At 63.9% G+C, this 21911-nt stretch carries 16 protein-coding genes; 4 read left to right on the top strand and 12 right to left on the bottom strand.

What is annotated here, in order from left to right; all coding sequences use genetic code 11:
- Positions 1–8: 8 nt before the first annotated feature.
- The gene (locus J3B00_RS22760) at positions 9–947 is read right to left on the bottom strand and encodes a branched-chain amino acid ABC transporter permease (protein ID WP_209872304.1); all 939 of its coding nucleotides are present in this window, start codon (positions 945–947) and stop codon (positions 9–11) included.
- Positions 948–1085: 138 nt separating this feature from the next.
- Positions 1086–2234: a branched-chain amino acid ABC transporter substrate-binding protein gene (locus J3B00_RS22765; protein ID WP_245362608.1), complete on the bottom strand. Its 1149-nt coding sequence runs from the start codon at positions 2232–2234 to the stop codon at positions 1086–1088.
- Between the two features lie 228 nt (positions 2235–2462).
- Between J3B00_RS22765 and J3B00_RS22770 the strand changes: the two genes are divergently transcribed.
- Positions 2463–3203, top strand: a complete 741-nt coding sequence (locus tag J3B00_RS22770) for a FadR/GntR family transcriptional regulator (protein WP_209872307.1) — start codon at positions 2463–2465, stop codon at positions 3201–3203.
- Positions 3204–3419: 216 nt separating this feature from the next.
- Positions 3420–4145 (top strand): FadR/GntR family transcriptional regulator, encoded by a 726-nt coding sequence (locus J3B00_RS22775; protein ID WP_209872309.1) that lies wholly within the window; start codon positions 3420–3422, stop codon positions 4143–4145.
- A gap of 81 nt (positions 4146–4226) precedes the next feature.
- Here J3B00_RS22775 and J3B00_RS22780 read toward each other — a convergent pair whose 3' ends face one another.
- The 9 genes from J3B00_RS22780 to J3B00_RS22820 form a co-directional block, all read right to left on the bottom strand.
- Positions 4227–5675, bottom strand: a complete 1449-nt coding sequence (locus tag J3B00_RS22780) for an NAD-dependent succinate-semialdehyde dehydrogenase (protein ID WP_209872312.1) — start codon at positions 5673–5675, stop codon at positions 4227–4229.
- Positions 5676–5734: 59 nt separating this feature from the next.
- Positions 5735–7420: a thiamine pyrophosphate-binding protein gene (locus J3B00_RS22785; RefSeq protein WP_209872315.1), complete on the bottom strand. Its 1686-nt coding sequence runs from the start codon at positions 7418–7420 to the stop codon at positions 5735–5737.
- Between the two features lie 25 nt (positions 7421–7445).
- Positions 7446–8642 (bottom strand): FAD-binding oxidoreductase, encoded by a 1197-nt coding sequence (locus tag J3B00_RS22790; RefSeq protein WP_209872318.1) that lies wholly within the window; start codon positions 8640–8642, stop codon positions 7446–7448.
- A gap of 26 nt (positions 8643–8668) precedes the next feature.
- The gene (locus J3B00_RS22795) at positions 8669–9481 is read right to left on the bottom strand and encodes an NAD(P)-dependent oxidoreductase (RefSeq protein ID WP_209872321.1); all 813 of its coding nucleotides are present in this window, start codon (positions 9479–9481) and stop codon (positions 8669–8671) included.
- Between the two features lie 26 nt (positions 9482–9507).
- Positions 9508–10710: a pyridoxal phosphate-dependent aminotransferase gene (locus J3B00_RS22800; RefSeq protein ID WP_209872323.1), complete on the bottom strand. Its 1203-nt coding sequence runs from the start codon at positions 10708–10710 to the stop codon at positions 9508–9510.
- Positions 10711–10713: 3 nt separating this feature from the next.
- Positions 10714–12366, bottom strand: coding sequence for a hydantoinase B/oxoprolinase family protein (locus tag J3B00_RS22805; protein ID WP_245362609.1), 1653 nt, complete (start codon positions 12364–12366; stop codon positions 10714–10716).
- Positions 12367–12402: 36 nt separating this feature from the next.
- Positions 12403–14478 carry a hydantoinase/oxoprolinase family protein gene (locus J3B00_RS22810; RefSeq protein ID WP_209872329.1) on the bottom strand — a complete coding sequence of 692 codons (2076 nt, stop codon included), beginning with the start codon at positions 14476–14478 and terminating at the stop codon, positions 12403–12405.
- 237 nt (positions 14479–14715) lie between these two features.
- A complete protein-coding gene (locus J3B00_RS22815; protein WP_209872332.1) occupies positions 14716–15471 on the bottom strand; it encodes an SDR family oxidoreductase in 756 nt (251 codons plus the stop codon).
- On the bottom strand, positions 15464–16213 hold the full coding sequence (locus tag J3B00_RS22820) for an SDR family oxidoreductase (RefSeq protein ID WP_209872335.1): 750 nt from the start codon (positions 16211–16213) through the stop codon (positions 15464–15466). The genes J3B00_RS22815 and J3B00_RS22820 overlap by 8 nt, the downstream gene beginning before the upstream one ends.
- 39 nt (positions 16214–16252) lie before the next feature.
- Between J3B00_RS22820 and J3B00_RS22825 the strand changes: the two genes are divergently transcribed.
- Together J3B00_RS22825 and J3B00_RS22830 are read left to right on the top strand one after the other, a co-directional pair.
- Entirely contained in the window at positions 16253–16909 is a 657-nt protein-coding gene (locus J3B00_RS22825; RefSeq protein ID WP_209872338.1) for a TetR/AcrR family transcriptional regulator, read from the top strand.
- 149 nt (positions 16910–17058) lie between these two features.
- Positions 17059–20535 (top strand): hybrid sensor histidine kinase/response regulator, encoded by a 3477-nt coding sequence (locus tag J3B00_RS22830; protein WP_209872341.1) that lies wholly within the window; start codon positions 17059–17061, stop codon positions 20533–20535.
- Here the strand turns inward: J3B00_RS22830 and rmuC are convergent.
- Positions 20507–21865, bottom strand: a complete 1359-nt coding sequence (gene rmuC, locus J3B00_RS22835; protein ID WP_209875099.1) for a DNA recombination protein RmuC — start codon at positions 21863–21865, stop codon at positions 20507–20509. The genes J3B00_RS22830 and rmuC overlap by 29 nt on opposite strands.
- Between the last annotated feature and the right edge of the window lie 46 nt (positions 21866–21911).

Here is a 21911-nt window from a genome sequence, read left to right on the forward strand (position 1 = left end):
AGACCTCCTTATGCCCGGTCGGCCTGGCGTTCGCCAAGCAGCCCGTTGGGCCTGAACAACAGCACCAGGATCAATACCGCGAAGGCAAAGATGTCCTGGTAGTTGGCACCCAGGAAGCCGCCGGTGATCTGCCCGGTATAACCTGCCGCAAGTGACTCGATCAGGCCCAGCAGCAAGCCGCCGGCCATGGCGCCGAACAGGTTGCCGATGCCGCCCAGCACGGCTGCGGAAAACGCCTTGAGGCCCAGCAGCAAGCCCATGTAGGCGTCGGCCTGGCCGTAGTTGATCGCCCGCATTACGCCGGCAATCGCGCCCAGCGAGGCGCCGATGAGAAAGGTCGCGGAGATCACCCGGTTAATGTTGATGCCCATCAGCCCGGCGACTTCCTGGTTTTGCGCGGTGGCGCGCATGGCCTTGCCCAGGCGGGTCTTGTCGACCAGCAGCCAGAGGCCGAGCATGATCACCACGGCGATCAGCATGATCGACAGCTGAACGTTGGTGACGGTGGCGCCGAAGACTTCCACCGGACGCGTCTCGACCACTTCCGGGAAGGTCTTGTAGCCGCGCCCCCAGATCATCATCGCCAGGTTCTGCAGGGCGATGGAGATACCGATGGCGAGGATCAGCGGGGTCAGCCGCGGTGCCTTGCGCAGGGGCCGGTAGGCGTATTTTTCCATGCCCTGGGCCAGCAGCATGCACACCACCGCTGCGGCCATGATCGCCAACAGCAAGGTGATCACACCGGGATCGAAGCCAAAGCCGGCCAGCATGGTGAGGACCGAGATGGTGACCATGGCGCCGATCATGACCACTTCACCGTGGGCGAAGTTGATCAGCCCGATAATGCCGTAGACCATGGTGTAGCCCAGGGCGACCAGGGCGTAGATGCTGCCCAATACGAGCCCATTGAGCACCTGTTGCAACAAGATATCGAAATTTCCGTCCACGAGCTGAATCCTCGAAACTGCAGTGACGACGACGCATGACAACGGCTGTCATGCATCGCCGGGCTTGGCAGATGGGTAAAGTCTTTTATTGTTTTTTTGCAGGCTTCAGCCCGCTTATTATCGAGGGTTTGCCGTCGCTCAATCGCGCTGAACGGCGAGGGTCTTCCAAGCGCCGGCTTCGAACTGGAACACCGTCGCCGCAGGGCTCTTCAGGTTGCCTTTGTCATCGAAGGCAATAGTGCCCGTGACGCCCTCGTAGCTTTCACGCTTGAGCACCGGCAGGTAGGCCGTCGGCTCGGCGGAGCCGGCCTTGACCATGGCGTTGATGGCCGCCCAGGTGGCGTCATAGGCCGCTGGCGAAGACTGCACGACACCGACGCCGAACTTCTCCTTGAGCTTCTGCTCGAACGCAGCACCCTTGGGCATTTCCAGCAGCGGGGTGCCGTAGTTCCAGGCGTATACGCCTTCCGCGGCGCTGCCGGCCATCTGCTTGAAGGAATCGTTGGGCAGGTTACCTATGTTCATGAAGCGGGCTTTCAGGCCGAGGTTCTTCATCTGCTTGGCCATCGGCGCCGCCTGATAGTCGAGCGCGGCGAAGAACACCGCATCGGCCTTTTGCGCCTTGGCGGTGGTGAGGATGGCGTTGAAGTCGGTCGACTTGTCGTTGGTGTACTCACGCACGACCACGTTGCCACCGGCGGCCTTGACCGCCTTGGTAACCTCGTCGGCCAAGCCTTGGCCATAGGCGGTGCGGTCGTCGAAGATGGCGATGCGCTTGGCTTCGAGCTTGCTCACCAGGAAGTTTCCGGCGTAGCGGCCCAGGGTCGCGTCGTCATTGACCACACGGAACACCGAGGTAATACCCTGCTGGGTAAGCGCCGGGTTGGTGGCCGACGGTGAGATCTGCGGGATGCCGGCGGCAGCGTAGATCTTCGAGGCGGGGATGCTGGTACCGGAGTTGTAATGGCCAATCACCACGGCGACTTTCGAGTCCACCAGGCGCTGAGCCACCGCGGTGCCGGTACGGGGGTCGGCGACATCATCTTCGGACACCAGCTTGAACTCGGCGACCTTGTCACCGATTTTCAGTTGCTGCTGGTTGGCCTCTTCCACGGCGATCTGAATGCCGTGTTCGACATCCTGCCCCTGGTGTGCCGATGGGCCGGTCAGGGGTCCTGCAAAGCCGATCTTGACGACTTGGCTCTCAGCCGCGTTCGCCCCACCCATCGCCACCAGCAAGGTCGCTGCGGCAGCAAGCGCGTTCAGCCCGAATTTATTATTTTGCATTCTAAGTGCTCCCAGTAGTGGTCGAACGAACATCGGGACACAAAGCAGGCGAATGAGGGCCAAAAAGCAACACGACCCTGACCATCGCTTGCCACGCACATTGGCCAGAACGCCAACGCACTTGTAAGATAACAGTCAGCAGGTAACTGTCAATAGAGCTATGATCAGGGTCGCGCAACCCAGCGCAGAAAAAACGGATACATGTGTCCGTTCAAGGAGCAAATCGCTATGAAAGCGTCACTGGCAACTCGCCGCGCCAATTTGGCCGAGACCGTGATTCAGGCGCTCGCCGCGCGGATCGAAAATGGCATCTGGGGGCCGGGCCAGAAGCTGCCGTCCGAGCAAGCGCTGTGCAAGGAGTTCGGTGTCAGCCGACCGGTGGTGCGCGAAGCGGTGGCGTCACTGCGCCTGGGCGGACGGCTGGTGGCGCGTCAGGGCGTGGGGGTGTTCGTGGTCGAGCAGGACGTCAAACGCATCGGCTTCGCGATCGAGACGGTGGTCGACGATGTGCGCGCCGCCGCGCAGATTCTCGAGCTGCGCCTGGGCGTCGAAAGCGAGTCGGTAGCCCGCGCCGCGGAACGCCGCAGCCCTGCCAGCATGGCGGACATCACCGAGGCCTACGATCAGTTCAACGCGCTGGGCGACGCATCGCTCGAAGCAGAAGCCGCAGCCGACTTCGCGTTTCATCTGGCGATTGCCCGCGCCACCAACAACCCGCACTTCACCCATCTGCTCGAAGCGCTGGGCCCGGATATCATCCTCGACCTGAACCTCAAGCACAGCCAGGTCAATAGCAAGAATCGCCAGGCTCACATCAAGAAGATCGCCCGCGAACACGGTGCGATCGTCTCGGCAATCAGCATGGGCGACGCCGCAGGCGCTCGCACGGCCTTGCAGAAACACCTGCTTGAAAGCCACCTGCGCTACCAGCGACTCCTGCAGGGCAACGACCCTCGGCGCGACGCCTGAATGCCCAGCGAAGCGGCGCACCTGGGCGAGCGACCGAGCGCCAAGCGATCCATTATTTCTCTTAAATGACTTGTATCATGCGGACTAGACAGCTTCGGGAGATAGGCTACGAACGGCCCAAAATCCAAGCGGATAGGTAAGTTATTTGATAACATACAAGCCAAATTTTGTATCGGCCTTGGCGCCGTGTTGGTCCAGTACATCAGGAGTTTAACGATGGAACCAGTACTCACCACCCGGAGGGCGAACCTCGCAGAAACCGTTATCCGTGAATTATCCAGTCGCATCGATTCAGGCACGTATGGCCCTGGCGAGAAACTGCCGTCCGAACAAGCCCTGTGCAAAGAATTCAACGTCAGCCGCCCGGTGATCCGTGAGGCAGTGGCGTCGCTGCGCCTGGGCGGACGCCTGATCGCGCGCCAGGGCGTCGGCGTGTTTGTCGTCGAGCAGGACGTCAAACGCATTGGCTTTGCCATTGGCAGCATCGTCGACGATGTGCGCGTAGCGGCCCAGGTGCTGGAACTGCGCCTGGGGATCGAGACCGAATCCGTGGCGCGTGCCGCAGAGCGTCGCACCCCCAGTACCCTGGCAATGATCACCGAAGCGTTCGATCGCTTCAATGCACTGGATGGCTCCAACCTTGAAGAAGAGGCCAAGGCCGACTTCGAGTTCCACCTGGCGATTGCCCGCGCCACCAACAACCCGCACTTCACACAGCTGCTCGAAGCGCTCGGCCCGGACATCATCCTCGACCTGAACCTCAAGCACAGCCAGGTCAGCGGCAAGAACCGGCTGGCGCACATCAAGAAGATCGGCCGAGAGCACGGCGCGATCCTCTCTGCGATCACCATGGGGGATGTTTCAGGTGCCCGCAACGCGCTGCGCAAACACCTCGAAGAAAGCCTCTCGCGCTACCAGCGACTGCTCGCCGAAAGCCACTGACAGCAGCCTTCAGCGCAAACCGACATCCACCCAACAATGGCGATGTACTCGGTTTGCAACTGAAGCTGGTCAGAGTAGGTTTCAGAGCCCCATGCACACGTACTTGATTTCCAGGTAGTCCTCGATCCCGTAGCGCGAACCTTCGCGGCCCAGCCCAGAAGCTTTGACTCCCCCGAACGGTGCGACTTCGGTAGCGACCACCCCGACATTGACGCCGACCATGCCGTATTCGAGCGCCTCGGATACGCGCCAAACCCGCCCGACATCACGTGCATAGAGGTAGCAGGCCAGGCCGAACTCGGTGTCGTTGGCGGCGGCGATTACCTCCTCTTCGCTTGTGAAGCGGAACAACGGGGCAACCGGGCCAAAGATTTCTTCGCGGGCTACGCGCATGTCCGGGGTGACATCGGCGAGCAGTGTCGGCTCGAAGAAGGTCTCACCCAGCGGATGCCGACGGCCGCCTGCGACCACCCGGGCACCTGCTTCCACGGCCTCGCCAACCATACGCTCCACGCCACTGGCGGCGCGCCCGTCGATCATCGGGCCGACCTGGGTGCCTGGCTGGTCACCGACACCGACCACCAACCCCCCTACCCGCTCGGCGAAGCGCTGGACGAAGCGCTCGTAGATACCGTCCTGGATGTAGAAGCGGTTGGCGCACACGCAGGTCTGGCCGCTGTTGCGGAACTTGGCGATCAGCGCGCCTTCGACGGCTTTCTCAAGGTCGGCATCATCGAAGACGATGAACGGTGCATTGCCGCCGAGTTCCAGGGTGACTTTCTTGACCGTCGCCGCAGACTGCTGCAGCAGCTGAATACCGATCGGCGTCGAGCCGGTGAACGACAGTTTGCGCACGATCGGGCTGGCGGTGATCTCGCCGCCAATCGCCGCCGAGTCGCCGGTCACCACGCTCAGGACACCGGCCGGAATGCCCGCGCGTTCGGCGAGCACACACAGCGCCAAAGCACTGAACGGGGTTTGCGACGCAGGCTTGAGCACCAAGGTGCAGCCCGCGGCCAACGCTGGGGCGGCCTTGCGGGTGATCATCGCGGCCGGGAAGTTCCACGGGGTGATCGCTGCGCAGACACCGATCGGCTCCTTGGTGACGATCAGTCGACGATCAGCGTTCGGCGAAGGGATCACGTCGCCGTAGATGCGCTTGCCTTCTTCGGCGTAGAACTCCACGTAGGCGGCGGCGAAAGCGATCTCGCCGCGCGACTCCACCAGCGGCTTGCCCTGCTCGGCCGTCATGATCTGGGCCAGGTCTTCTTGGTGGGCGAGGATCTCGCGGAACCAGGCTTGCAGGCGACCCGCCCGCTCCTTGGCAGTCAGTGCACGCCAGGCCGGCAAGGCGCGTTCAGCGGCTTCGATCGCCCGGCGTGTTTCTGCCGCGCCCATGCGCGGTACCGTACCCAGGGTCTGGCCGTTGGCCGGATTGGTGACGTTGATGCGCTGGCCGCTATCCGCCGGCAGCCATTTCCCATCGATATAGCACACTTCACGCAGCAGATCAGGATCGGCAAGTTTCATGTCGATTGGCTCATTCGAAGAAAAAAAGCGGGGCCCGACTGCGCCCCGCCGAGGGAATCTCACAGAGAGGCCAGGGCCTTCTCGCGGATCTGGCTGAGGGTCATACGGGGGGTCAGCGCTTCCGGGTCGACCTGCACTTCGATCAGCGCGGGCTTACCCGAGGCCTGGCAGCGCTCGAAGGCCGCGGCGAAGTCTTCGGTGCGGGTCACGGTTTCGCCGTGCAGGCCAAAGGCGCGCGCCAGCGCGGCGAAGTCCGGGTTGTGCAGCTCGGTACCCGACACACGGCCCGGATAGCTGCGCTCCTGGTGCATGCGGATGGTGCCGTACATGCCGTTGTTGACCACCACGGTGATGACCCGCGCGTCGTAGTGCGCCGCCGTTGCCAGCTCCTGGCCGTTCATCAGGAAGCAGCCGTCACCGGCGAAGGCCACCACCGTGCGCTGCGGGTAGGTCAGCTTGGCCGCCACCGCCGCTGGCACGCCGTAGCCCATCGAGCCATTGGTCGGCCCGAGCAGGGTGCGGAAGGTGCGGTGCTGGTAGCCACGGTGCACCCAGCCGGTGTAGTTGCCGGCGCCGCAGGTGAGGATGCTGTCGTCAGGCAGGGTCTTGTTGAGCCAGGCGATCACTTCGCTCATCTGCACGTTGCCGGGCGAGCGTGGTGTTTCGAAGTTGCCGAGGTAGCCGCGATTGAGGCTCACGGTCCAGTCTGCAAAGGCCGCTGGCTTGACCGCGGGCAGTGCGGCGGCCTGCCTGAGGAAGCTGGCGGGCCCGGCATTGATGCCCAGGGTCGGCTGGTAGACCCTACCGATTTCTTCGGCACTTGGGTGGATGTGCACCAGCACCTGCCTGGGTGTCGGAATGTCCACCAGCGCATATCCGCCGGTGGTCATTTCGCCCAGCCGCGCACCGACCACGATCAGCAGGTCCGACTGTTTGACCGCGTCGACCAGCACCGGGCCGGCCGCCAGGCCCATATCGCCGGCATAGTGCGGGTCAGTGTTGTCGAACAGGTCCTGGCAGCGGAACGAGGCCGCCAACGGCAGGCCCTGGGTCTGGATGAACTGCTTGAGGTCAGCGACCGCTGCAGGGCTCCAGGCGCCGCCGCCGACGATCACCAGTGGCTTGGCGGCCTTGGCGATCAACGCCTGCAGCTCTTCCAGCGCAGCCGGTGCCGGCGCCGCTTCGACACGCTGCGCCGGGCGTGCATCGGGCACATCGACCAGGTCGGTGAGCATGTCTTCTGGCAGGGCCACGACAACCGGGCCCGGGCGACCACTGATCGCCCTCTGGAAGGCCTGGTTTACCAACTCGGGGATGCGCGCGGCATCGTCGATCTGCACCACCCACTTGGCCATCTGGCCAAACATGCGGCGGTAGTCGACCTCCTGGAAGGCTTCGCGCTCGATCTGGTCGCGTGCCACCTGGCCGATGAACAGGATCATCGGGGTGGAGTCCTGAAACGCCGTGTGCACACCTACAGAGGCGTTGGTCGCGCCGGGGCCACGGGTGACCATGCAGATGCCTGGCTTACCCGTCAGCTTGCCGTAGGCCTCGGCCATGTAGGCCGCGCCGCCTTCCTGGCGGCAGACCACCAACTCGACCTCGTCCTTGACGTCATGCAGCGCGTCGAGCACCGCCAGGTAGCTCTCACCCGGCACACAGAAGGCGCGATCGACGCCATTGATGCGCAGCGCATCGACCAGCACTTCACCGCCGCTGCGCTTGCCCTTGGATGTTGTATTCATTGTAGTGTTCTCCGCAGGCCTGGGGTCAGATGACCGAGTCTTCCAGGAATGGCTTGTTATCAATCACGCGCTGATAGGACAGCGCGCCGAGGTCCAGCGACCGGTAGCCGCCGTAGGTGATCAGCTCGCTGAGGCCGCGACCGATCGCCGGCGCCTGCTGCAAGCCGTGGCCACTGAAGCCGTTGCAGAACAGGAAGTTGCTGACCTGGTTATGCGGCCCGACGATGGCGTTGTGGTCGAGCACGCAGAAGTCGTAGTGCCCAGCCCAGAAGTTGACCACCTTGATGCCTTCGAACGCCGGCACGCGCTCAGCCAGGATCGGCCAGACCTCTTCATCGAACTCGTCGTGCAGCACATCAAAGTCTTCGAAGTCCACTTCAGGGTCGTGCTTGGGATAGGTGCCGCCCAGGTAGAACTTGCCCTCAGGGCGGAAGAACACCCCGGTCGGGTCGATAGTCAGCGGCACGGTGCCTTGCAGCGGCGTGCGACAATCGAAGACGAACAGCGAGCGGCGGCGTGGCTCCACCGGGATGTCCAGGCCAGCCATGCGCGCGACCTTGGTGCCACGGGTGCCGGCACAGTTGACCAGCACGCCACAGCCGATCTTCTCGCCACTGGCCAGTGTCACGCTGGTGACGCGGTCACCCTCGCGCCGGATGCTGACCACTTCGTTCTCGATGTACTCGATGCCCAGCGAGCGCGCCTTGCGGCGGAAGCCATTGAGCATGCCCATGCTGTCGAACCAGCCCTCGCCGGTCTGGCCATAGCTGGCACCGGCCAGGCTGTCGACATTGACCCACGGAAACTTGCGCGCCAGTTGCTCCGGGTCGAGCAGGTGCACGTCGGCGCCATGAGATACCTGAGTGTCGTGCAGCCGACGCAGCACCTCGTAGCCCTTGTCGTCGCCGAGGAACAGGTAGCCGTTCTCGTGGAAGGCCAGGTCGGGGCGGTCTCCATCTACTTCCATCGCGTCAGGGAAGTTGCGCACGAACTCCGCGCCGAACCTGGATATCTCGATGTTGATCGGGTTGGAGAACTGCTGGCGGATCGAGCTGCTGGACAGCGCGGTGGCCGACTTGTTGTAGGTCCAGTCACGCTCGATGACCAGCACCGAACCTGTGAAGTCCGGGTTGTTGGCCAGGAAGTAGGCGGTGGAGCTGCCGTTGACCGCGCCACCGACGATCACCACATCGTAGTTCTGTTGTTTTGCTGTGGAAGCCATGAATAAGCTCTCTTGTGATGTGGAGATTACTGCGGATCTTCAAAGTGCCCGGCACCGGCGAAGTTGCCGCCGTGGTAGCGCGCCGCTGGCTCGTTGGGGTCCAGCGGCGGGTGCTCGGCCAGGACCTTTTCGCGGTAGTCGTCGGCGCTGTCCTTGGGCACATAGCCGATCGACGACGCCATGCGGTTGTCCCACAGCGACTCGCGGTTGTTGGACATGCCGTAGACAATCATGTGGCGCACCCGCGGCGCCAGCAGCGAGCGCTCGGTCAGCTGAGCGAAGTCGTCGAACGACAGCCAGGTGGCGAGCATGCGGCGGTCAAGGGGCTCGGCGAACGACGAGCCGATGCGCAGGTTGACCGACTCGATGCCGAACTTGTCCCAGTAGTACTGGCCGAGGTCTTCGGCGAAGCACTTGCTCACGCCGTACAGGCTGTCGGGGCGATGCGCTACGCTGGCGTCGATGGTTTCAGTGCGGTCATAGAAACCGATGGCGTGGTTGGAGCTGGTGTACACCACGCGCTTGACGCCGTTGCGACGGGCGGCTTCGTAGATGTTGTAGGTGCCGACGATGTTGCCGTTGAGGATCGCCGCAAAGGTGTTCTCGACCGGTACGCCGCCGGCATGCACGATGGCGTCGACGCCTTCGGTCAACGGCAGTACATCGTCGAAGTTGCCCAGGTCGCAGCGCACCAGCTCTTCGTGGGGGGCCGCATGGCCCAGGTCAGCGATGTCCGTCAGGCGCAGCTCATCGGCAAAAGCCGCAAGGTGCTTGCGCAGCACGCTGCCCAGGCGCCCGGCGGCGCCAGTGATCAGCAGACGTTTGAATGGCTTGCTCATGTTCTTACCTCACATCAATCAGTTGATCAGACCAGCGCCGCGAACGCTTCGCGCAGCTGGCCGAGGGCCTGTTCCAGTTCCTCGCGCGAGGTCGCGAACGACAGCCGCACGTAAGGCTCCAGGCCAAATGCCGAGCCCGGCACGGTGGCCACTTTGCCGACGCGCAGCAGGTAGGCCGAGAGGTCCGCATCGTTGCCGATGACCTGGCCACCCGGGGTGCGCTTGCCGATGAACGCGCTCACCTCGGGGAAGGCGTAGAACGCCCCTTCGGGCATCTGCAGCGCCAGCCCCTGAATGTCGGCCAGGCCACGCACCACCAGGGCACCACGCGCCTGGTACTCGCGATTGGCGTCGCGAACGAAGTGCTGCGGGCCGTCCAGTGCGGCGGCGGCGGCCAATTGCGAGATCGCCGACGGGCAGGTGGTGGTCTGCGACTGGGTCTTGTTCATGGCGACGATCAGCTCCTTCGAGCCGGCCGCGTAACCCAGGCGGTAGCCGGTCATGGCATAGGCCTTGGACACACCGTTGATCAGCAAGGTGCGCTCACGCAGTTGCGGGCAGGCGGTGACGAACGACACGAACGGCTGCTCGCCGAGCACGATGTGCTCGTAAATCTCGTCGGAGATGATCAGCACGTGCGGGTGGCGGTCGAGCACCGCGCCCAGCGCGGCGAACTCTTCGCGGGTGAAGATCGCCCCGCTCGGGTTGTTCGGCGAGTTGAGCATCAGCCAGCGGGTGCGCGGGGTAATGGCCGCCTCGAGTTGCGCGGGCTGCAGCTTGAAGCCCTGCTCCGCACCGCACGGGATCACCTTTGGCACGCCGCCATTGAGGATCGCCATGTCGGTGTACGAGACCCAGTACGGGGCCGGAGTGATCACTTCGTCACCCGGCTCCAGGGTCGCCAGGAAGGCGTTGAACAGCAGCTGCTTGGCGCCGTTGCCGACACAGATCTCGTCAAGGCCGTACTTCAGGTCGTTTTCACGCTCGAACTTGTCGACGATGGCCTGGCGCAGCTGCTCACAGCCATTGGGCGCGGTGTAGTGATTGTTACCCGCCAGCATGGCCTGATAGGCGGCCTCGATGACGTGGGCCGGGACGTTGAAGTCCGGCTCACCGAGGCTCAGGTTGATCACCGGCTCGCCCTTGGCGAGCATCTGCTTGGCCAGTACCGACACGGCCATGCTTGGTGAACTCTTGACCGCGCGCACGCGGCTGCTCTGGATGTGCATGGCTCAGCGCTCCTTGGCGGCTTCGAAGCCGTAGTCGTCACGCGCCTGTTCGGCACTGATGTAGCCAAAGCGCAGGTCACGCGCCACCTCATCACGGCCACGCTTGCGCGGGTCGCCATAGCCACCGCCACCCGGCAGGCTCAGCACCAGGCGGCGCTCGGCCGGGACGAACTGCTGGCCCTTGCCGCGCAGCACCGTACCGTCATCCAGGCCAACGAAGCCCTGGGCACCCGGCTGCCCGCCTTCCAGGCCGCGCGCGGGATACTGGATGCGATCGAACATGGCGCTGAAGCGGAAACTGTAACCTTCGGCCGCCGACACTTCGATCTCCTGGCCGAGGCCGCCGCGCAGTTGGCCAGACCCGCCCGACCCTTCCCGCAGCTCCTTGCGCCAGACCACCACTGGGCCGGCATGCTCGGTAGCTTCCACCGGCATGGTGTGCACGCCGCTGGGGAACGCCGTGGCACTGAGGCCGTCCATTGCCGAGCGAGCGCCCATGCCGCCGCTATTGAACATCAGCATCTCGGCGTTGCGCCCGTTCGGGTTGCTCTCCAGCGGACGCACGCTCAGGTGCAGGTTCCACAGGGCGCTGGAGCCTTCTGCGGGGACCTTGCCGGGCAGGCATTTGTGCAGCGCACCGAGCACCAGGTCAGGGACGAAGTGGCCGAGCACATGGCGCACCGAGACCGGCGCCGGATGCTTGGCATTGAGGATGCAGCCTTCCGGCGCGGTCACTTCGAAGGGCGCCAGCGAGGCCGAGTTGTTGGGGATCTCTGGCGCGACGATGCACTTGAGGCCATAGCAGGCGTACGCCTTGGCGTAGCCCAGCGGCACGTTGATGCCGAACTGGCTCATGCCTGAGGTGCCGGTAAAGTCGCTCTTGATGCCGTCCTCACCGACCGTGATAGTCACCGCCAGCGTCACCGGCACGTCGTAGCCGTCCAGGGTCATGCTGTTGGTATAGGTGCCATGCGGCAGCGACTTGAAGCATTCGAGGGTGGCGCGACGGCTGTGCTCGAGGATGAAGCCGCCGATGTGCTCCAGGTCGTCCAGATTGAACTCGTCGAGCATGTCCAGCAGGCGCTTGTGGCCGGTCTCGTTGCACGCCGACAGGGCGTAGAAGTCACCCACCACGCGGTCGTTTTCACGCACGTTGTTGCGCAGGATGTTGATCAGGTCACGGTTGACCTTGCCGCGCTCGAACAGCTTCATGATCGGGATGAACAAGCCTTCTTCGTAGACTTCGCGCGCGTCCGGACCAAAGCCGCGGCCGCCGATGTCGACCACGTGGGCGGTGCTGGCGAAGTAGCCGATCAGCGTGCCCTTGTAGAACGACGGCGACACGATGGTGATGTCGTGCAGGTGGCCGGTGCCCTTCCACGGGTCGTTGGTGACGTACACGTCGCCTTCGAAGATATTGTCTTCGCCGATGTCGTTGATGAAATGCACCACGGCTTCGGCCATGGTGTTGACGTGGCCCGGGGTGCCGGTGACCGCCTGGGCGAGCATGTTGCCGGCGCGGTCGAAGACCCCGGCCGACAAGTCGCCAGCCTCACGTACGCTGGTCGAAAAGGCGGTGCGGATCAGGGTCAGGGCCTGTTCTTCGACCACCGAGACCAGTCGGTTCCACATCACCTGCATTTGAATGTCGATCATGGTTTCGCTCATGGTGCTTGCCTCCGATGTAGGGCGTTAGCGACGGACAACCAGCAGGCAGCCGTCGGGCTGGACCGTGGCGATGAAATTGGAGGTGACGAAAGTCGAGGTCTCGCGTTCGACGATGATCGCCGGGCCATCGACGCGGGCGCCGATCTGCAGCTCTTCGCGCGGGTAGATCCCTGCCTCGACGAAGCCGCCGGCAGCGACATCGAACACCTCGCGGCGGGACACTTCATTGGCGCGGTAGGCAGCGCCGACTTCTTCGATACGGGCGACTGGTGGCAGCGGCGAACTGGCGCGCACCGACCAGCTGACGATCTCGATGTCCGGGCCTTCGATCGGGCGACCGAAGAAGCGCGTGTAGGCCTCTTCAAAGAGGGTCTTGAACTGCACGGTGTCAGCCGCGGTGAACGCCTTGAACGGCAGTGCCACGGGGATTTCCCAGCCTTGACCGACATAGCGCATAAACGCCGTGCAGTCCATTTCAGGCTCGCCCTCGGGCATGCCCTGGCGCAGGAAGCTCAGCGACTCGGCCTTCATTTCTTCGATAAGGCCGTTGACCGCCGCGGCATTGAACTCGGACAGGCGCACGAACGCACTGCGCACGGCCTCATAGCCGAACGGCGCACGCAGAAAGCCAATAGCCGAACCGACACCGGCGCCAGCGGGCACGACGAAGCGCGAGACACCCATTTTTTCGCACAGTCGCGCAGCGTGCAGCGGGCCGCCGCCGCCAAAGGTGATCATGGTGTAGTCGGCGATGTCCTTGCCGCTCTCCACCGCATGCACACGGCCGGCATTGGCCATGTTTTCGTCGACCACCTCGCAGACACCGAAGGCCGCGGTAGTGGCGTCCATGCTCAGCGGGTTGCCGATCACGCGGCCCATCGCCTCAGCGGCTTTTTCGCCGCACAGACGCAGAGCACCACCGGCAAAGTTGTCGCCATCCAGACGACCCAGCAGCAGGTTGGCGTCGGTGATGGTCGGATCCAGGCCGCCGCGGTTATAGCACGCCGGACCAGGCTCGGAAGCCGCGCTGTGCGGGCCGACGCGGATCTGGCGCATGCTGTCGATGCTGGCGATCGAACCGCCGCCGGCGCCGATCTCGACCATCTCCACCACCGGGATGGAAATCGGCATGCCGCTGCCCTTCTTGAAGCGGTAGGTACGCGCCACTTCGAAGGTCTTGGCGGTTTTCGGCACCTGGTCTTCGATCAGGCAGATTTTTGCGGTGGTGCCGCCCATGTCGAACGACAGGACGTTTTCCAGCTGGTAGCGACGGGCGATGTCAGCGGCAAAGATAGCGCCGCCGGCAGGGCCGGACTCGACCAGGCGGACCGGGAACTCGGCCGCGCTCTGCACCGAGATGATGCCCCCACCGGAGTGGATCATGAACACCGGGCAATCGGCGCCTTCCTGCTTGAGGGTCACCACCAGGCGGTCCAGGTAGGACTTGATCAGCGGCTTGACGTAGGCGTTGGCACACACGGTGTTGAAGCGCTCGAACTCGCGCATCTGCGGCGAGACTTCGCTGGAGATCGAGATCGACACCTGTGGCAGGCGCGCCTGCAGGGCATCGCGCAATTGCCGCTCGTGGGCGCCGTTGACGTAGCTGTGGATGAAGCCGATGGCGACGCTTTCGTAGTTGCCTTCGGCGATGCGCTCGACCAGCGTGTCGATCTCGGCCTGCTCAGGGGCGATCAGCACCTGGCCTTTGACGTCCAGGCGCTCGTGCAGGGTATAGCGGTGTTCGCGGTCGATCAGCGGCGGCGGCAGGACGATATTGATGTCGTACTGCTCGAAGCGGTTTTCGGTGCGCATTTCCAGGGTATCGCGAAAGCCTTCGGTGGTGATGAAGGCAGTGCGCGCGCCACGTCGCTCGATCAGGGCGTTGGTGGCCAGGGTGGTACCGTGGATCAGCTGGTCGATATCCGAGAGCGCCAGACCGGCCTGCTCCACCACCAGCCGAACGCCGGTGAGGATGGCCCGCTCGGGCAGCTCGTAGTCGGTCAGGATCTTGGTCGAATGAAGCACGCCGTCCACGTCCAGCGCGATATCGGTGAAGGTCCCGCCAATGTCCACGCCGACCCGGCATGATGTCGCAGTCATCGTCATATCCCCTGCTGTGTAGTTGTATCCGTCCACGATATGGCCGGTTGATCTGTAAGTTATATGTTGTCTTACATGTGGTCAAGGGGTTGTGCGCCATGAATCAGCGCTGAGCGATAGAAATTTCATCGCCCTCACGACAAAGGCCGCCCCACCCGGACAGTCAGTCTGCTGCAAGCCCTGAACGACGTCCGTGTGGCGCGGCCTTCGCGCTACCCTGGCGTTTTAAGCCCCACCTCAGCTGAGCGTCTTGACCATCCGCGAGCCACCCACCGCTTGCGCAGTCGGGAACACTTCCAGGCGCGATACATCAACCGCGGCAGGCATGCGCAGTGCTGCCAGGAGCAGTTGCGCGATGTCCTCGGGCTGGATCGACTCGTAGCCGTCGTACAGTTCGCTACCCGCGGCCTGCATACCCATCGCAGTGCGGTACAGCTGGGTCTGCACCCGGCCTGGGGCGATTTCGGTGACCCGTACCCCGGTGCCCAGCAGGTCGCACCGCAAGGCATCGCAGAACAGGCTCACGCCCGCCTTGGAGGCACCGTACACCGCCGCCCCAGGATGCGGCGCGCGCCCAGCACTGGAGCCGATGAAGAACACGTGGCCACGGCTGCGCTCGACCATGCCCGGGAGCACGTTACGGGCAAGCTGCAGCGGCGCCTTGAGGTTGATGTCGATCATGTTGTCGATCTCGGCCTCGTCGATCTCCTGGAACGCCGCACGGGTGGACAGCACCCCCGCGTTGTTGACCAGTACATCCACCGTCAGGCCTTCCAGCGCGGCGCTGAATGCCTTGCTGTCGCGCACATCGGCTTGCAAAGTGGTGACGCCAGGCTCGCTGGCGAGTTCGGCCAGCGCGTCAGGGCTGCGGCCCACCGCAATCACTTGCAGGCCAGCATCACGCAAGGCCAGCACGATCGCCTTGCCGATGCCACTGGTGGCACCGGTCACGAGCGCGCGCTGGTAGCCTGTGGGGAAGGAAGCTTCAGGCATAAATGTAGCCTCCGCTGACGATGACGTTTTCTCCGGTGGCATAACTGTTACGGCTGCTACCCATCATAACGATCCACTCGGCGATTTCAGCTGGCTCGGCGGCACGCCCCAGCGGGTTGGCCGCCGCCAACTCACCGAGAAAGCCGAGCTGCTTGGCGCGCTCGGTGGCGAAGCCGGCCGGGGCCACCGAGTTGACCAGGATCTGGTCCTTGGCACAGGCCTGGGCAAACGACTTGGTCAGGCTGACCACGGCCGCCTTGGTGGCAGCATAGTGGGCGTTCTGCGGGTGAGCCTTGAAGGCGTCGACCGAGGTCACGTTGACGATGCGCCCGGTCACTGCCGGGGCGGCAACGAACTGCTGCATGTGGCGCACGGCGGCGACCATCATGTGATAGGTGCCCTTGATGTTGACGGCGTTCTCCAGATCCCACTCGTCGTCGGTGATCTCGAGAATATCCTTGCGCGGGTAGATCGCCGCACTGTTGACTAGGCAATGAACCCGACCCAGCGCATCGACGATCTGCTGAAACGCGGCATGCGCGGTCTGCTGGCGAGCGATGTCGCCAACCGCGGTCGCCACTTGCACACCCAGCGCACCCAGCTCTTCGGCTGCCTGCACCAGGAGCTGTTCGTTACGGTCTATCAGACCGATCTTGCTTGCCCCGCGCTTGACCATCAGCCGCGCGGTTTCCAGGCCCAGACCCGAGGCGCCACCCACTATCACTACCGTTTGATCGTTCATGCCGAGCTCCTCCGATAAAGCTTTACTGTAAGATGCCTGTTGTCTTACATTTCGTCAACCTGCACCGCACGCACCGACCATTCGCACAAAAGGGCCTCGGTCATGACAGCTCCTGACGTTAAAAGCGCACGCGACCGCATTCTCCAAGGGGCCTGCGAACTGTTTGCACTGTATGGCTATCAAGCCATTGGCCTGCGAGAGCTGGCGGAGCACGTCGGGATCAAGCCAGGTTCGCTTTATCACCACATCGACAGCAAACAGTCACTGCTATACGAACTTATGGAAGACGCCATCAACGAGTTGCTCTACAGCACCAGACTAAATCTGCGGCGCAAGGCCCAGGCGCATGAACGACTGAACTGCTTCATCGATACTTTCCTGGCCTTCAAAACCGGATGCGCAGCCCGCGCCTGCCTGCTCGCGCGCGAACAGATCAACCTGACCGCCGCGCAGGCGGACGAATTCAATGGCCTGAAAAACGACTACATCCAGATCTTGTCGGACATTATCAAGGACCTGATCCGGGCCAACCGACTGCACCCCGCCACACTCTCGATGGCGTCTGATGCGGTGCTTGGCATGCTCTTCAACCACGCCCAGTGGCTCAACACTGAAGTCAGTGGCACTCAGCAAAGCCCTGCCCTGAAGCGTTTTGCGTACGGCATCATTGCCACCATGAACAGCGAGGCCGCGTGAGCCCGCTCCAATCGCTGAAGCCGGGACCCTGGATTGGCTGAACTGCGACCTCCTGCCACTGCTACCATCGTCGGCGCTGACGAACCGCGGGCCACGTGCCAGACTGGCTGATCGGGACCGCGTTTCATCTTATTTGCTCCGGAGTCTTCATGTCGTTGTCCAGCGGGCTGATCGCCGTGGTCGCCCTGGCCTATATGGCCGTCATGTTCGCCATCGCCTTTTATGGCGACCGCCGCAGCACCCCGCTGCCGCCGCGCCTGCGTGCCTGGGTGTACAGCCTGTCGCTGGCCGTCTACTGCACCAGCTGGACCTTCTTTGGCGCGGTCGGCCAGGCCGCCGAGCAGTTGTGGGCGTTTTTGCCGATCTACCTGGGCCCGGTGCTGCTGCTGATCTTTGCGCCGCAGGTGGTGCAGAAGATGGTGCTCATCAGCAAGCAACAGAACATTACGTCGATCGCCGACTTCATTGCCGCGCGCTATGGCAAATCGCAGAGCCTGGCGGTGGTGGTGGCGCTGATCTGCCTGGTCGGCGTACTGCCGTATATCGCCCTGCAGCTCAAGGGCATCGTGCTCGGGGTCAACCTGTTGATCGGGGCCAACGCCGATGCCACCGGCACCCGCGTACAGGACACCGCGCTGGTGGTTTCGCTGGTGCTGGCGCTGTTCTCGATCGTGTTCGGCACGCGCAGCCTGGACGTCACCGAGCACCACCGGGGGATGGTCCTGGCGATCGCTTTCGAAGCGCTGGTCAAGCTGCTGGCGTTTCTCGCCGTGGGCGTGTTCGTGGTGTTCAATTTGTACGACGGCTTCGACGACCTGTTCACCCAGGCGCGGCAATCGGTGCACCTGGAAAGCTACTGGCAAGAGACCATTAACTGGCCGTCGATGGTGGTCCAGACCGGCGTGGCGATGATGGCGATCATCTGTTTGCCGCGTCAGTTCCACGTCACCGTGGTAGAGAACATCGAGCCGCAGGACCTGCGCATGGCGCGCTGGGTGTTCCCGATGTACCTGGTACTGGCCGCACTGTTCGTGGTGCCGATCGCCCTGGCCGGGCAGATGCTGCTGCCGGGCACAGTGATTTCGGACTCCTTCGTCATCAGCCTGCCGCTGGCCGAAGCGCACCCGAGCCTGGCCTTGCTGGCGTTTATCGGCGGCGCCTCGGCCGCGACCGGCATGGTCATCGTCGAGGCGGTGGCGCTGTCGACCATGGTCTCCAACGACATGCTGCTGCCCTGGCTGCTACGACGCAAAAATGCCGAGCGGCCGTTCGAGGCGTTCCGCCACTGGATGCTTTCGGTACGCCGGGTGACCATCGTCGTCATCCTCTTGCTGGCGTACGTCAGCTACCGCTTGCTCGGCTCCACGGCCAGCCTGGCCACCATCGGCCAGATCGCCTTTGCCGCCGTCACCCAACTGACCCCGGCCATGCTCGGTGCGCTGTACTGGAAACAGGCCAACCGACGTGGCGTGTTCGCAGGTCTCGCGGCGGGGATCTTCCTCTGGTTCTACACCCTGGTGCTGCCGATCACCGCGCACAGCCTGGGCTGGTCGCTGGAGCTGTTCCCGGGCCTGGCGTGGCTGCACGGCAACCCGCTGAATCTGCCGATCACCCCGCTCACGCAAGGCGTGGTGCTGTCGCTGGCAGGCAACTTCACCCTGTTCGCCTGGGTCTCGATCCTGTCGCGCACGCGGGTGTCGGAACACTGGCAGGCAGGCCGCTTCATCGGCCAGCAGACCAGCGCCCGGCCCAACAGCCGTTCGCTGCTGGCGGTGCAGATCGACGACCTGCTCAACCTCGCCTCACGCTTTGTCGGCGAGGAGCGTGCACGGCAGAGCTTCATCCGCTTCGCCTACCGCCAGGGCAAGGGCTTCAACCCCAACCAGAACGCCGATGGCGACTGGATAGAACACACCGAACGACTGCTCGCCGGCGTGCTCGGTACGTCGTCGACGCGGGCGGTGGTCAAGGCCGCCATCGAAGGCCGCGACATGCAGCTCGAAGATGTCGTGCGCATCGCCGATGAAGCCAGCGAGGTCTTGCAGTTCAACCGTGCCCTCCTTCAGGGCGCGATCGAGAACATCAACCAGGGCATCAGTGTGGTCGACCAGAACCTGCACCTGGTGGCCTGGAACCGGCGCTACCTGGAGCTGTTCAATTACCCTGACGGCCTGATCAGCGTCGGCCGGCCAATTGCCGACATCATTCGCTACAACGCCGAACGCGGCCTGTGCGGCCCGGGCGAGGCCCAGGTGCACGTGGCGCGGCGCCTGCACTGGATGCGCCAGGGCCGCGCGCACACCTCCGAGCGGCTGTTCCCCAATGGCCGGGTCATCGAGCTGATCGGCAACCCGATGCCGGGCGGCGGTTTTGTCATGAGCTTTACCGACATCACCCCCTTCCGCGAAGCGGAACAGGCGCTCAAGGACGCCAACGAGGGCCTTGAGCAGCGGGTTGCCGCGCGCACCCATGAGCTGTCCCAGCTCAACCAGGCGCTGACCGAAGCGAAGAGCCGGGCCGAGGCGGTCAGCCAGTCGAAGACGCGCTTCCTGGCTGCGGTCAGTCATGACCTGATGCAGCCGCTGAACGCGGCGCGGCTGTTTTCCGCAGCACTGTCGCAGCAGGCCGAGGGCATGTCGGACGAAGCCCAGCAGCTGGTCAAGCACATGGACAGCTCGTTGCGCTCAGCCGAGGAGCTGATCAGCGACCTGCTGGATATCTCGCGCCTGGAAAACGGCAAGATCACCCCCGACATCAAGCCCTTCGCCCTCAGTGACCTGTTCGATGCCCTGGGTGCCGAGTTCAAGGTCCTGGCGGCGGAAAAAGGCCTCGAGTTCCGCCTGCGCGGCAGTCGCTTGCGGGTCAACAGCGACATCAAGCTGTTGCGCCGAGTGCTGCAGAACTTCCTTACCAATGCCTTGCGCTACGGCAAGAGCCCGATCCTGTTCGGTGTGCGCCGCCAGGGTGAGCGACTGTGGCTGGAGGTCTGGGACCGCGGGCCGGGCATCACCGACGACAAGCTGCAGGTGATCTTCCAGGAGTTCAAGCGCCTCGACAGCCACCAGACCCGCGCCGAAAAAGGCCTGGGCCTAGGCCTGGCGATCGCCGACGGTCTATGCCGGGTGCTCGGCCATACCCTGCAAGTGCGCTCGTGGCCGGGCAAGGGCAGCGTGTTCCGCGTCAGCGTGCCGATTGCCAGCGCTGGCGCTGCGCCGAGCGCGCCCGTCGAACAGCAACCGGGCCAGCCACTGGCCGGCCTGCAGGTGCTGTGCATCGACAACGAAGACAGCATCCTGATCGGCATGAACAGCCTGCTCAGCCGCTGGGGCTGCCAGGTCTGGACCGCGCGCAACCGCGAAGCGTGTGAAGCCCTGCTGGAGAAGGGCGTGCGCCCGCACCTGGCGCTGGTCGACTATCACCTGGACGACGGTGACACGGGTACCGAGCTGATGGCCTGGCTACGCACGCGCCTGGGCGAGCCGGTGCCGGGCGTGGTGATCAGCGCCGACGGGCGCAGCGAGACCATCGCCATGGTCCATGCCGCAGGCCTCGATTATCTGGCCAAGCCGGTCAAGCCGGCCGCGTTGCGGGCGCTGCTCAATCGGCATCTGAGCCTGGTTCAGTAAGCGCTTCATCACTCAGTGCGCGCTCCAGCAGGTCGGCCGGCAGGCTCTTGCTGGCGCGCGCGCCGAGCAGCTTGAGCTGCTCGCTGCGGCTGATCAGGTTGCCACGCCCCTCGCAGAGTTTGTTGCGTGCAGCGGCATAGGCCTTGTCGACCTGCTGCAGGCGCGCCCCGAGCTCGTCCAGGTCCTGGATGAACAACACGAACTTGTCGTACAGCCAACCAGCGCGCTCGGCGATCTCCCGAGCGTTCTGGCCTTGGCGCTCCTGCTTCCACAGGCTGTCGATGACCCGCAAGGTGGCCAAGAGGGTGGTCGGGCTGACGATGACGATCTGCCGGTCGAACGCTTCCTGGAACAGGTTAGGTTCGGCTTGCAGAGCTGCCGAAAACGCCGCTTCGATGGGCACGAAGAGCAGCACGAAGTCGAGGCTGTGCAGGCCTTCGAGGCGACTGTAATCCTTGCCGGAGAGGCCTTTGACGTGGCTGCGCAGCGATTGCACGTGCTGCTTGAGCGCGGCCTCGTCATTGTTGCTGACGAACTGCTGGTAGGCGGTGAGGCTGACCTTGGCATCCACCACCACCTGCTTGTCGCCCGGCAGCATGATCAGCACATCGGGCTGGAAGCGCTCGCCGTCGGCGCTCTTCAGGCTGACCTGGGTCTGGTACTCGCGGCCCTTCTCCAGGCCGGCATGCTCCAGCACCCGCTCAAGGATCAGCTCACCCCAGTTGCCCTGGGTCTTCTGGCCCTTGAGGGCCTGAGTCAGGTTGGTCGCTTCATCGGACAAGCGCAGGTTGAGCTGCTGCAGGCGCTCCAGCTCCTTGCCCAGCGAGAAGCGTTCGCGGGCCTCTTGCTGGTAGCTCTCTTCGACACGCTTTTCGAAGGCGTGGATGCGCTCCTTGAGCGGGTCGAGCAATTGCCCGAGGTGATGTTGGCTGGTCTGCGCGAAGCGTTGTTCGCGCTCGTCGAAGATCTTCGTGGCCATCTCGGCAAACTGTGCGCGCAGGGTGTCGCGGGCTTGTTGCAGGTCTTCGAGGCGCTGCTGGTGGCTTTCCTGCTGTTCGCGCAGCTCCGCTTGCAGGCCGGCGGCCTGGGCCTCCAGACGGCGCAGTTCGGCTTCACGGCTGGTGCGCTCGAGCTGCCAGGCGTGAGCGGCATCGCGGGCGTTGTCGCGGTCGATCTGCAACAGTTCCAGCTCGCGACCCTGAGCGGCGAGGTTGGCCTGCTTGGCGGCGTTGGCTTCGCTGAGGTCGCTGATCTCGTCGCGACTGGCCTCGAGTTGCGCTTGCAGGCCTTCCTGGGCCAATACGGCTGCACTGAGGCGTTCTTCGCGCAAGGCGTGCTCACCTTGGTCTGCAGCCTGCTGGCGCTGGACCTTGAGT

This window comes from Pseudomonas sp. BP8 (assembly GCF_017875955.1).
Taxonomy (GTDB): Bacteria; Pseudomonadota; Gammaproteobacteria; order Pseudomonadales; family Pseudomonadaceae; genus Aquipseudomonas.